We start from the raw sequence: 11656 nt of genomic DNA, 5'->3' as shown, positions 1-11656 counted from the left end.
TTGGGTAAAGGGTGAGCGTCAGGTCCGCCGGACGGACCGCCCGGCCCAGACATGGCGGACGACCATGACGGCGATCAGGAAGGCGCCCCACATGGCGGTGGCGAGATGCTGGTTGGCTCCCAGCAGGTTCAGCCCTGACGAGATCACCTGGAGGATCAGCAGCGCCAGCGCCACCGGCAGCGCCCGCCCGAACCCGCCAAACGGATCGACGCGGCCCAGGAAGCAGGCCAGCACCGTGATCAGCAGATACGCCTCGCCATGGCCGACCCGGACGGAGTTGAAGCGCGCCAGCATCAGGATGCCGGCGATGCCGCACATCAGGCCGGACAGGGTATAGACCAGCATGATCGTGCGCTTGGTATCGATGCCTGAATAGCGCGTCGCCTCGATATTGGACCCGGCCATGTAGATGGTCAGGCCCAGGCGGGTCTTGTTCAGGATCAGGTGCCACAGCGCCACGCAGGCGATCAGTATCCACAGCGGCATGGGTATGCCGGCGAACCAGCCATGCCCGAGCATGCCGACGAAGTCCGGAAAGCCGGAGATATCGCCGCCCCTGGTGGCGAACTCGCCCAGTCCCCGCAGGAAGATCATCATGCTGAGCGACACCAGGATCGGATGAGCGCCGGTATAGGCGATGGCTGCGCCCATGACCCAGCCGATCAGCGCGCCGACCGCGACGGCGGCCAGCCCGCCCAGCAGGAAGGCCGGCATCCCGGCCTCGACCCCGCCATTGGCCTGAAGCACCCAGGCCAGCACCAGCCCGCAGATATTGGCGGTGAAGGTGATCGCCAGGTTGAGCCCGCCCGACAGGATCGGGATCAGCATCGCCAGCGTCAGCAGCCCAAGTTCCGGCAACTGGAACGCCACCGACGTGAACGTCGGCACCGTCAGGAACCGGTCGGTCGCCAGACTGAAGACCAGCACGACCACCGCCAGCAGCATCAGCAGCCCGGCGATCTCGCTGCCCGTTCCCAGCGTGACGATCCGGCTGAGCCAGGGCGTCGAATGAGAGGATTTGGTCGTCATCAGCCGCGTCATGTCGCCACCGCCCTGCGCTTGTCGCGTCCCATGGCTCCGGCCAGAAGGTTGCCGACGCCGCTGCCAGACAGCGTGATCGCGACCAGGATCACGGCGCCGACGATCATCTTGAAGGCGTAGGGCGAGACGCCCAGCAGGTTCAGCCCGTTCTGCGTGATGGCGACCAGCGCCACGCCCAGGAAGGCGCCGAGCAGCGTGCCTCGTCCGCCGCCCAGCCGGGCGCCGCCCAGCACGACCGCCGCCAGCACTTCCAGCTCCCGGCCATACATCGCATTGGGCACGACTTCCTGCGCGTAGTGCGCCTGCATCAGACCGGCGATCCCCGCCATGATTCCCATCCAGCCATAGGCGAGATAGTGCATCCCGGCGATGTTGATGCCGATCCGCCGCGCGCCCTCCATGTTGTCGCCCATCGCGTAAAGCTGGCGTCCCAGCGTCGTCCGCCGGATCAGGAACCACGTCGCGAACACCACGGCCGCCATGACGGCCACCGGCAAGGTCAGCTCGGCGAAGCCGATCTCCGTGTCGAATTCGAACAGGATGATCCGGTCCAGCCACCAGTCCGGCAGGTCGTAGATCGATACGCCCTGCGTGAAGAACATCAGCGCGCCGAAGAACAGGTTGAAGGTGGCGATGGTCACGACGATGGAGATGATCCGGAACCGCCAGATCAGCGTCGCGTTGATCGCCCCCAGCGCGAAGCCGAAGAAGCCGGCCACCAGGAACCCGACCGCCCAGTTGCCGCCGCCCAAATAACCGACGGTCAGCGCCGTCAAATACTGCACGACGGAAGCCGCCACGGCGAACGAGATGTCGATGCCGCCGGCGATCAGGACCACCAGCAAGCCCGCCGCGAAGATGACGTTGACGGCGCTGATGTTGAGCAGGTCGAACAGGTTGACCAGAGTGAAGAAGGTATCGGTGGTCAGCGCCAGGAACAGGCACATCAGCGCTATCACCACCATCAGCCAGCGCTCGGTCGAGCCGATATGAGGCAGTCGAAGACTACGCATGGACTTGGCTTTCGATCCGCCCCATCGGCACGGCGCCCGGCAGATACTCGTCGATCAGCCGGCCATCGCGCATGTGCAGGATGCGGTCACAGTTGAAGTAGACTTCGGGGATTTCGTCGGAGATCAGCAGGATCGCCATGCCTTCCTCCGCCAGCTTGTGAACGATGGCGAAGATGCCCGCCCGTGCGCCGACATCGACGCCGACGGTCGGCGAGTCCAGGATCAGCACCTTCGGCTCCGTCGCCAGCCACTTGGCCAGCACGATGCGCTGCTGGTTACCGCCGGACAGCGTGTTGACCGGGTCTTCCGGCCGCCCGATCTTGACCGCCAGCCGCTTTATCCATTCGCCGACCAGCGTGGATTTCTTGCGTTCCGACAGCAGCCGCGCCGGCCCGAGCAGCCGGTCGAGCACCGGGATCACCGTGTTGTCGGCGATCGATTGCGGCTGGACCAGACCCAGCGACAGCCGGTCTTCCGACACATAGGCGATGCCGGCGTCGATCGCGTCGCGGTTGGACCGCAGCCGTAACGGCTGGCCGTTCAGCTTGATCGTTCCGGCATCGGGACGGGTCATGCCGAACAGCGACAGCGCCAACTCCGTCCTACCCGCCCCCAGCCTGCCGGTGATTCCGACGACCTCGCCCCGCCGCACGGTCAGCGAAACATCTTGGTAATCGCCGCGCCGGGTCAGCCCCTCGACCTCCAGCACGACCGGATTGGCCGTGCGGTCGGCGGCGCGGACGTCCTGGTCGAAGGTCTGGCCGGTCATCAGCTCGGTCAGCCGGGTCTGGGTCATGCCCTCGGTCGGGAAGGTCCCGACGTAGCGGCCGTCGCGCAGCACGGTGACCCGGCTGCAAACCTCCAGCACCTCCGCCAGCCGGTGGCTGACGAAGACGACGGCGATGCCGTCCGCCGACAGCCGCCGCACGATGGCCAGCAGCGCGTCGGTTTCCGACTGGCTGAGGGAGGCCGTCGGCTCGTCCATGAAAACCAGCCGCGTTTCCGCGATCAGCGCGCGGCAGATCGCGACGATCTGGCGCTGCGCTATCGACAGCTCCCGCACCGGAGTATCGAGATCGATGCCGACGCCCAGCCGCGCCAGCATTTCCGCCGCGATCCGGCGCATCGCGCCGTAATCGACCAGCCGGGGCCGTCCCCCGAGGTTGCGCTCGAAGGCGATGTTCTCGGCGACGGTCATTTCGGGGAAGAGCGCCAGATCCTGCCAGATCACCTGAATGCCGAGCGACCGCGCGATGCCCGGCGTCAGCCCTTCCATCGGCTTGCCATCGAACAGCATCTCGGCGCCCGGCTCCGGCCGGTAGACCCCGCTGATGATCTTGATCAGCGTGCTCTTGCCGCAGCCGTTCTCCCCGGCAAGGCAGAGCACCTCGCCCGGCGCCACGTCGAACGACACGGACTGCAAGGCCCTGACGCCGCCGAAGACCTTCGACACGTTTCGGAGTTCAAGAAGCATGTAATGATCCTGTGGGTCACCCTTCCCTCTCCCCCTTCTTCGGGGGAGAGGGTTCTTGTTCAAAGCCCCAGGTCGGCCAGCTTATCGACCGTGTTCTTGTTCAGCTCGACCAGCTGATCGACGATGATGTTCCGTTCCGCCATGTCCGGATGCACCACGCCCAGGCCGGGGATCTCCATCCCGTCCTTGATCTCCTGCCCCTTCGCCAGCATGTCGCCGAGCGTCACGAAGACCTTGCCGGCCTCCATCGGGTTCCACATGAAGCCGCCGGTCAGGACGTCGTCATGGACCAGCCGCTTGCCCTGCCCCGGCGAGAACGGGCCGAGCACCGCGATTTCGCCGCCCTTGCGCCGCTCGTTCACCGCGCGGGCCGCCCCGATCGGGCCTTGGCTGCCGAACGCCAGGAAGCCCTTCAGGTCCGGATGCGCCCGCATCAGGTCCAGCGCGGTCTTGCGCGATTCATCGACGTTCTCGGCAACGCCGTAGCGGTCGCCGACCAGCTGCATGTCGGGATGGTTCTTCTTGATATAGGCGATGGCGGCGTCGGCCCAGGCGTTGTGCAGCGGCACCGTCAGCGAGCCGACGAACACGGCGTACTTGCCTTTGCCGCCCAGCTTGTCGGCCAGCATCTTGCCATAGGCGTCGCCGAAGCCGTTGACCGAGGCCAGCTCGAAGTTCCAGTCGGCGTTCTTCTGCTTGGGCGATTCATGCGTGATCACCTTGATCCCGGCATCGCGGGCGCGTTGAAGCACCGGCTCCAGCACTTCGGCGTCGTTCGGCACCACGCCGATGACATCGACGCCCTGGGCGATCAGGTCTTCGACCGCGCGCACCTGAAGGGCGGGATCGGCGCTGGTCGGGCCGACCATGAAGGCATCGACGCCCAGTTCCTTGCCGCGCTGCTTGATGCCGGCTTCCATCGCGTTGAACCAGGGAATGCCGCCGATCTTGACGACCACGCCCATGCGTTCCGCCGCATCGGCGACCGTAACCGTCGAAGCGACGCCAAGCGCGAAGACGCCGGCGAGCAGAATCCGGCTGAGCCTGCTGGTCATGTTTCCTCCTCCATTTTTGTTTCCCAGCCCGCGCCGGGTGTTTCTTAACTTTGTGACGGCAACGCTAAATCCATTTAGCAAACCGGTCAAGATGCTCTATCATCTAATTCCGGCCACTAGCCGATATGGGGAGGAGCCACGAAAAAGATGGCAACGGCGAAGGGACAGCGCAGGTCCACGATCTACGACATCGCGACGGCGACGGGCACGTCGCCAGCAACCGTCAGCATGGTGCTGAACGGCACGTGGCAGCGCTACCGGATCAGCGAGGCCACGGCGACCCGCATCCTCGATGCCGCCCGGACCATCGGCTACAACGTCAACATGAAGGCGCGGGGACTGCGCCTCGCCCGCTCCGGTCTGGCCGGCATGATCATGCCGCACTACCGCAACCGCTTCTTCGCCGGTCTGTCGGAAAGCTTCGAGGCTGGCGCCCGTGCCCGTGGCTTCTGCCCGATGGTCGTCAGCACCCAGCGCAAACCGGAAACCGAACGCGAGGTGGTCGAGCGGCTGCTGTCCCATCAGGTCGAATTCCTGTTCATCGTCGGCGTCGCCAACCCCGATCCGCTGAACGAGTTGTGCAGCACCGCCAACATCCCGTGCGTCAACATCGACCTGCCCGGCGCCAACGCTCCCTCCGTCGTCACCGACAACCAGGGCGGCGCCCGCATGCTGACCGACATCCTGCTGGATAAAATCGCGGCCCCCGACCCCAGCTTCCATTTCCTGGGCGGCGTCGCCGGGGAATACGCGACGGAGGAGCGCATCGCCGGTTTCAGCCACGCATTGGCATCCCGAGGCATCGCCCTGCCGGAAACCCATATCCACCGCTGCGGCTACTGGCCACCGACCGCCCGCGAGTCCATCGAACACCTGCACGATAAGCTCGGCGGCCTGCCCGCCGGCCTCTTCATCAACTCGATCACGGCGTTCGAGGGGGCGGTGCAATTCTTCCGCGCCCTCCCGCCCCAAGCCTTCGAGGGCCGCTTCATCGGCTGCTTCGACTGGGACCCCTTCGCGGCCTTTCTGCCGTTCCCGGTCACCATGCTGCGCCAGAATGTCGAAGCCATGATCGAGCAGGGGTTCAGCTATATCGAGAACTACCGCGCCGGCGATCACCCCCTGACCAAGATCCCGCCGCAGCTAGGCCCATCGCACGTCAAGGTCCCGGCATGAGCAGTACCTATCTCGGCATCGACATCGGCACCTCGGCCGTCAAGGCCGTCCTGGTGGACGAAGCGCAGACGCTTCTCGCCTCGGCCGCCGTGCCGCTGACCACAAGCCGCCCGCATCCGCTTTGGTCGGAGCAGCACCCCGACCAGTGGTGGACCGCCACCTGCCAAGCCGTCGCCACCCTGCGCCAGAGTGCAGGCGAAGCTTTCGCCCGCACGGCCGCCATCGGCCTGTCCGGCCAGATGCATGGCGCCGTCCTGCTGAACGCGTCCGACCGCCCCCTGCGCCCCGCGATCCTGTGGAACGACGGCCGCGCCACCGCCGAGTGCGAAGCTCTCCAGGCCGCTATCCCCGGCCTCGGTCCTATCGCCGGCGTCGTCGCCATGCCGGGATTGACGGCGCCGAAGCTGCTCTGGCTGGCCCATCACGAACCGGCGCTCTTCACCCAGACCGCCCACATCCTGCTGCCCAAGGACTATGTCCGCCTGAAGCTGACCGGCGACCATGTCACCGACCCGACCGACGCCGCCGGTACGCTGCTTCTCGACGAAGCGCGCCGCGACTGGTCGCCCGAACTGCTGAACGCCTGCGGCCTCACCCATGAGCAGATGCCCCGGATAGCGGACGGAACCGCCCCGGCGTCCCGCCTGCTCCCCGCCATCGCCGCCGAATGGGGCCTGCCCCCCGGCACGATCGTTGCGGGAGGAGCCGGAGACGCCGCGGCCGGCGCCGTCGGCATCGGCGCGATCCACGGCGGCGACGCCTTCATCTCGCTCGGGACCTCGGCGCAGATCTTCGTCACGACCGACAGCTACCGGCCTTATCCCGAAACGCTGATCCATAGCTTCGCCCATACCCTTCCCCGGACATGGTTCCAGATGGCGGCGCTGCTGAACGGCGCCAGCGTGGTCGAATGGGCGGCGCGCCTGACCGGCCAGCCGGATATCCCGGACCTTCTCGCCCGCACCGAAGCCGCCTTCACCGCCCCGCAGCGACTGCTGTTCCTGCCCTATCTGGCCGGAGAGCGCACCCCCCACGACGACCCGCATGCGCGCGGCGTCCTGTTCGGCCTGACGCCGGAAACCAGCCCCACCGCCGTCATGCAGTCGGTGCTGGAGGGCGTCGCCTATTCCCTGCTCGAAGCCCATGACTGCCTGACCGCAGCCGGAACGCCGGTCACCCACGCCGCCATCATCGGCGGCGGCGCCCGCAGCCTGTTCTGGACCCACATCATCGCCAGCACGCTCGGCATTCCGATTACCCGCTACACCGGCAGTGAGAGCGGTCCTGCCTTCGGAGCCGCCCGCCTCGCCCGCATAGCCGCAACAGGAGAAGCCATCGACGCCGTCTGCACCAAGCCGCCAACCCTGGACGTAACGGAACCCGACCGGCGCCTTCACGAAGCCTACCGCGAAAACTCGGTCCGCTTCCGGCGTCTCTACCGGGCACTGAGGGAGGAATTCAGAGCGTGAACGATAACAGCAACACGCCACCCGACAGCATGAATACAGTCGCCGTCTTCGACATCGGCAAGACCAACGTCAAACTCAACGTCGTCACGGCACGGGGGGAGGTACTGGAAACCCTTTCCACCCCCAACCCGTCGCTCGACGGTCCACCCTACCGCCACCACGACTTGTGCCACCTGGAAGACTGGCTGCTGACCAGCCTTGCCACTCTGGCGAGCCGCCATCCACTGACGACCGTCGTCGCCTGCGGCCACGGGTCCGGCTGCGTTCTAGTGGACGACGACGGCCCCGCCGCCCCGATGATCGACTACGAACAGCCGCTCCCTGCGTCGGTCGAGCGCGCCTATGCCGACGCCGCCGGCCCCTACCTCGAGCGCGGCAGCCCGATCATGCTGGGAGCCACCCACATCGCCCGCCAGATGCTGTGGATCGAGCAGGAACACCCGGCAGCCTTCGCCAAGACCCGCCACGTCCTGGGGGTGCCGCAATACTGGGCATGGCGCCTCAGCGGCGTCGCCGCGTCCGAAGTGACGATCCTCGGCGCGCAGTCGCATATCTGGAACGCGCCCGACCGCCGCCCGGCGTCCATCGTTGCGGCAAGGGACTGGCAACGCCTGATACCGCCTTTCGCCCCGGCCTGGAAGGCGCTTGGCCCGATCCGCCCCGAACTTGCCCGCCGCCATAACCTGCCCCCGGCCCTGCAAGTCCTCTGCGGCATCCACGACAGCAGCGCCAATTTCTACCGCTATCAGGCCGCCGGCCTTTCCGACATGACCGTCGTTTCGACCGGAACCTGGATCGTCGGCCTCAGCGACAGCTTCGACCCCGCAGCCCTGTCCGAAGCGCGCGGCATGACCTGCAACGCCGACGTCCACGGCCGTCCGCTGGCGGGTGCGCTGACCATGGGCGGCCGCGAGTTCTCGAAAGTCGCAGGCGAGTCCCCCAGCACTACCCGCGCCGACCCCGCCACGGTCGCCCGCCTGATCGACCGGGGCACGATGGCCCTGCCCTCCTTCGGCAACGAGGACGGGTTGTTCCCCGGCAGCAAGGCCCGGGGCCGGATCATCGGCCCTCCCCCCGAAACGCCGGAAGAACGCCGAGCGCTCGCCGTCCTCTACACCGCCCTGCTGACGTCGGTCTGCCTGGACGCACTGCGCAGCGAGAAGCTGGTGATCCTGGACGGCAGCTTCGTCCGCGACCCGCTCTACGCGGCGCTGGTGGCGGCCTTCCGCCCCGGCAGCCCGACCCTGTTCAACCTCAACAGCCAGGGCACGGCGGCCGGCTCCGCCCTGCTCGCCTCCCACGAGACACGGACCGCTCCCGTCCCAATCCCGCTGGAGACGCCCCCGGCGCTGAACCTCACCGGCCTCACGGCCTACCGGGGCCGATGGCTCGATCTCGCCCAACAGACCAAGACGCTATAACCGGAGACCAGGGAACAATGGAAACGACCAATCAAGACCTCCGCCGCGAGATGGTGGAGACCTGCCGCCAAATGAACGCGACCGGCATCAACCAGGGGACCGCCGGCAACCTGTCCGTCCGCACGGAAGACGGCTTCCTGATCACGCCGTCGTCGCTGCCCTACGACCGCATGCAGCCCGAAGACTTGGTGGAAATGGCGTTCGACGGAACCTATACGGGCCGCCGCCCGTCGTCGGAATGGCGTTTTCACCGCGACATCCTGCGCCAGCGCACCGATATCGACGTCGTCCTGCACTGCCACTCGATCTTTGCGACGACGCTTGCCTGCCACCACAAGACCATCCCCAGCTTCCATTACATGACCGGAGTGGCCGGCGGCACGACGATCCGTTGCGCCAAATACGCGACCTTCGGCACCCAGCAGCTATCGGACTATGCGCTGGAAGCCCTGGAAGACCGCTTCGCCTGCCTGCTCGGCCAGCACGGCCAGATCTCGCTCGGCAAAACGCTGGAAAGCGCCCTCTGGCTGGCGAACGAGGTCGAAACCCTGTCGCGCATGTACGTCCACGCCCTCACGCTGGGCGAACCGCCGGTCCTGCCCGACGACGAAATGGCCCGCGTGCTCGAACAGATGCGCCGCATGAGCTACGGCCAAGCGCCCGACCTCGACGGCATCAACGACATCGCACGGCCCCGGCAAGCCGCCGGCTGACTTTGCCTGTCTTCCCCTCCTTCTTTTTCGTCATACCCGGACTTGATCCGGGTACCTCCTTTCAGGAGCTTCGCTGATGACATCTGGACTTCAGCTTGAAGTCCTCACGTAAGCCTTCGCCGGGAGGTACCCGGATCAAGTCCGGGCATGACGGAAAGGGCGGGCGGGGGCGGCCTTTAACGGAGGTTCACCCTCTCATCCCCTCCGCCGTCATGGTCATCCGGGCGATCTGCTCCGGCTTCAAATCCTGCTGGATCATCGAAGCGACCAGCGTGTCCTCGCGGTCTACCTGCCGCTCGAACAGCGGCTTCAGCCGGTGAAAATCGGCGAACCAATGATCGTTCTCGTTCGACTTGTCGGCGGCTCGCGCCGCCAGGCCGGCAATCATCCCACGCAATTCGTCCTGCCCCTGACGGATCTGCTCAAGTGGTTCCGCCCGATGCGCGACCTCCGCCAGGACCGGAAAGACGGCCTCGTCCATCATATCGGCATGCGCGGTCCACAGCTTGTTGAAGCGGTCGAACAAATCGGCACGCTCGGCATAACCCTCGAACACCGAGTTGCCGGCCAGGGCGAACAGGTCCCGGCCCGCCTTGTGGTCCGATAGAATTGTGTCAAGGATCATGACTGAGACTCCTCCACGGGTTGACGCTCCGGTCCGGTAAACCGGCCATCCTGATACGGGTTCCGCCTATTACCGGCACAACCGCCAACTAATTGCACGCATCGGGAACCACTTCGGAGTTTTTCGGTTGTCGCACCAGAAACCCAAACAGGAGTCATCCACCATGACCGTTTCTTCAGACGCAACACGCGATCTCTTCGTCACCGGCCTGCGCAATGCGCATGCCCTGGAGATGCAGGCGTTGCAGATCATGAACCGTCAGGTCGAGCGCCTGGAAAACTATCCGGAAGTCGAGCAGGCGCTCCGCAAGCACATCCAGGAAACCGAGGGGCAGCGCCAGCGGATCGACGAGATCCTGAACCAGCTTGCCGAAAGCCCGTCCACGATCAAGGAAGCCGCGATGGGCTTCATGGGCAACATGGCGGCCATCGCCCATGCCCCGGCGGATGACGAGATCATCAAGAACATGCTGGCGAACCACGGTTTCGAGAACTACGAGATCGCCGCCTACAAGTCGCTCCTGATCATGGCCGAAGCCTCCAGCTTCACCAACGTCACCGGCCTTCAGCAGTCGCTCCGCGAAGAGCAGGCAATGGCGCAGACCGTCGCCGACATGATCGAGCCGGTCACCCGCAAGTACATCCAGCTCAGCGTGCAGGATACCAAGGCCAAGATGTAATCGACGGCTTTCAAGGCCGCGGCGCCCGTCCCTTGACCGGGCGCCCCCGACCCCCCTGGATGGGCCGATAGCCCGTCCAGGGGTTTTTCGTTTCCGCTTTGTCCGAATATCGCCCGGAACCATGGTGAGACGGTCCTGTTAGTCCGCGCATGCTGCATTGCAGCAAGTTTGCCGGCTACGCAGCCATTATCTTTGGACAACATTGGAAATGAAGGACCTCGCGATGCCTTCTCACCCCGACTACCCCGTGGTCGTGATCACCGGCGCCTCCAGCGGCATCGGCCGCGCGACGGCACACGCCTTCGCCAAGCAGGGAGCCTCCGTAGTCCTGGCCGCCCGTCGGCTGGACATGCTGCGCGACGTGGAGCGGGAATGTCTGGAACTCGGCGGCGACGCGCTGGCCGTACAGACCGACACGACGCAGGAGGATCAGGTCGAGAACCTCGCCGCCCAGGCGCTCAGGCACTTCGGCCGGATCGACGTCTGGTTCAACAACGCCGGCGTCGGCGTCTTCGGACGTTTCGAGGACATCCCGTCCGACGTGTGGCGCCGGGTGATCGAGACCAACCTGTTCGGCTACGTCTACGGTGCCAAGGCCGCGATGCGCCAGTTCCGCGCGCAGGGCTATGGCGTGATCATCAACAACGCCTCGATCGTCGGGCGTCTGGCCAAGCCCGATTCCACCGCCTATGCCACCAGCAAATTCGCCGTCCGGGGCTTCTCCGAAGCCTTGCGGCAGGAGGTGCTGGACCAGCATGAGATCCACATCTGCACGATCCTGCCTTCGGTCATCGACACGCCGTTCTTCCACCATGCGGCTAACTTCAGCCACCACCGCGTCCGCGCCGCACCGCCGGTCTACACGCCGGAAAAGGTGGCGCGCACCGTCGTCAGCCTTGCCGGGAACCCGCGCGCCGAGGTCGTCATCGGCGGTGTCGGCAAGGTCGCGGCCATCCAGAAGCGGCTGATGCCGTCGCTGATGACCCGGAT

At 66.0% G+C, this 11656-nt stretch carries 11 protein-coding genes; 6 read left to right on the top strand and 5 right to left on the bottom strand.

Going from position 1 to position 11656, the window contains the following annotated elements; all coding sequences use genetic code 11:
- Nucleotides 1-18: 18 nt before the first annotated feature.
- From AC5JJ6_RS23190 to AC5JJ6_RS23175, 4 genes are read right to left on the bottom strand one after another with little or no spacing between them, the layout of a single operon-like run.
- The gene (locus AC5JJ6_RS23190; RefSeq protein ID WP_496044319.1) at nucleotides 19-1041 is read right to left on the bottom strand and encodes an ABC transporter permease; all 1023 of its coding nucleotides are present in this window, start codon (nucleotides 1039-1041) and stop codon (nucleotides 19-21) included.
- Nucleotides 1038-2054 carry an ABC transporter permease gene (locus AC5JJ6_RS23185; RefSeq protein WP_496044318.1) on the bottom strand — a complete coding sequence of 339 codons (1017 nt, stop codon included), beginning with the start codon at nucleotides 2052-2054 and terminating at the stop codon, nucleotides 1038-1040. The genes AC5JJ6_RS23190 and AC5JJ6_RS23185 overlap by 4 nt, the downstream gene beginning before the upstream one ends.
- Nucleotides 2047-3528, bottom strand: a complete 1482-nt coding sequence (locus tag AC5JJ6_RS23180) for a sugar ABC transporter ATP-binding protein (RefSeq protein ID WP_496044317.1) — start codon at nucleotides 3526-3528, stop codon at nucleotides 2047-2049. The genes AC5JJ6_RS23185 and AC5JJ6_RS23180 overlap by 8 nt, the downstream gene beginning before the upstream one ends.
- Before the next feature lie 59 nt (nucleotides 3529-3587).
- The gene (locus tag AC5JJ6_RS23175) at nucleotides 3588-4583 is read right to left on the bottom strand and encodes an autoinducer 2 ABC transporter substrate-binding protein (protein ID WP_496044316.1); all 996 of its coding nucleotides are present in this window, start codon (nucleotides 4581-4583) and stop codon (nucleotides 3588-3590) included.
- Nucleotides 4584-4730: 147 nt separating this feature from the next.
- Between AC5JJ6_RS23175 and AC5JJ6_RS23170 the strand changes: the two genes are divergently transcribed.
- From AC5JJ6_RS23170 to AC5JJ6_RS23155, 4 genes are read left to right on the top strand one after another with little or no spacing between them, the layout of a single operon-like run.
- Entirely contained in the window at nucleotides 4731-5759 is a 1029-nt protein-coding gene (locus AC5JJ6_RS23170) for a LacI family DNA-binding transcriptional regulator (RefSeq protein ID WP_496044315.1), read from the top strand.
- Nucleotides 5756-7228: a xylulokinase gene (gene xylB / locus AC5JJ6_RS23165; protein WP_496044314.1), complete on the top strand. Its 1473-nt coding sequence runs from the start codon at nucleotides 5756-5758 to the stop codon at nucleotides 7226-7228. The genes AC5JJ6_RS23170 and xylB overlap by 4 nt, the downstream gene beginning before the upstream one ends.
- Complete coding sequence (locus tag AC5JJ6_RS23160) at nucleotides 7225-8649, top strand: FGGY-family carbohydrate kinase (RefSeq protein ID WP_496044313.1); 1425 nt, start codon at nucleotides 7225-7227, stop codon at nucleotides 8647-8649. The genes xylB and AC5JJ6_RS23160 overlap by 4 nt, the downstream gene beginning before the upstream one ends.
- A gap of 17 nt (nucleotides 8650-8666) precedes the next feature.
- Nucleotides 8667-9362, top strand: coding sequence for a class II aldolase/adducin family protein (locus AC5JJ6_RS23155; protein ID WP_496044312.1), 696 nt, complete (start codon nucleotides 8667-8669; stop codon nucleotides 9360-9362).
- A gap of 187 nt (nucleotides 9363-9549) precedes the next feature.
- On the opposite strand, the gene AC5JJ6_RS23150 is transcribed toward AC5JJ6_RS23155, so the two are convergent.
- Nucleotides 9550-9987: a hemerythrin domain-containing protein gene (locus tag AC5JJ6_RS23150; RefSeq protein WP_496044311.1), complete on the bottom strand. Its 438-nt coding sequence runs from the start codon at nucleotides 9985-9987 to the stop codon at nucleotides 9550-9552.
- A 163-nt stretch (nucleotides 9988-10150) separates the two neighbouring features.
- On the opposite strand from AC5JJ6_RS23150, the gene AC5JJ6_RS23145 reads away from it, so the two are divergent.
- Both AC5JJ6_RS23145 and AC5JJ6_RS23140 read left to right on the top strand, forming a co-directional pair.
- Nucleotides 10151-10666, top strand: a complete 516-nt coding sequence (locus tag AC5JJ6_RS23145; RefSeq protein ID WP_496044310.1) for a ferritin-like domain-containing protein — start codon at nucleotides 10151-10153, stop codon at nucleotides 10664-10666.
- Between the two features lie 208 nt (nucleotides 10667-10874).
- The coding region (locus AC5JJ6_RS23140) for an SDR family oxidoreductase (protein ID WP_496044309.1) at nucleotides 10875-11656 on the top strand (782 nt) is incomplete at its 3' end.

It is taken from the genome of Skermanella sp., assembly GCF_059503625.1.
This window is presented reverse-complemented; position numbering and strand designations above follow the sequence as displayed.

Coding starts and splice junctions, on each gene's coding strand:
- xylB (WP_496044314.1), top strand. CDS start 5,756: ATGAGCAGTACCTATCTCGGCATCGACATCGGCACCTCGGCCGTCAAG.
- AC5JJ6_RS23185 (WP_496044318.1), bottom strand. CDS start 2,054: ATGCGTAGTCTTCGACTGCCTCATATCGGCTCGACCGAGCGCTGGCTG.
- AC5JJ6_RS23175 (WP_496044316.1), bottom strand. CDS start 4,583: ATGACCAGCAGGCTCAGCCGGATTCTGCTCGCCGGCGTCTTCGCGCTT.
- AC5JJ6_RS23180 (WP_496044317.1), bottom strand. CDS start 3,528: ATGCTTCTTGAACTCCGAAACGTGTCGAAGGTCTTCGGCGGCGTCAGG.
- AC5JJ6_RS23170 (WP_496044315.1), top strand. CDS start 4,731: ATGGCAACGGCGAAGGGACAGCGCAGGTCCACGATCTACGACATCGCG.
- AC5JJ6_RS23155 (WP_496044312.1), top strand. CDS start 8,667: ATGGAAACGACCAATCAAGACCTCCGCCGCGAGATGGTGGAGACCTGC.
- AC5JJ6_RS23190 (WP_496044319.1), bottom strand. CDS start 1,041: ATGACGCGGCTGATGACGACCAAATCCTCTCATTCGACGCCCTGGCTC.
- AC5JJ6_RS23150 (WP_496044311.1), bottom strand. CDS start 9,987: ATGATCCTTGACACAATTCTATCGGACCACAAGGCGGGCCGGGACCTG.
- AC5JJ6_RS23145 (WP_496044310.1), top strand. CDS start 10,151: ATGACCGTTTCTTCAGACGCAACACGCGATCTCTTCGTCACCGGCCTG.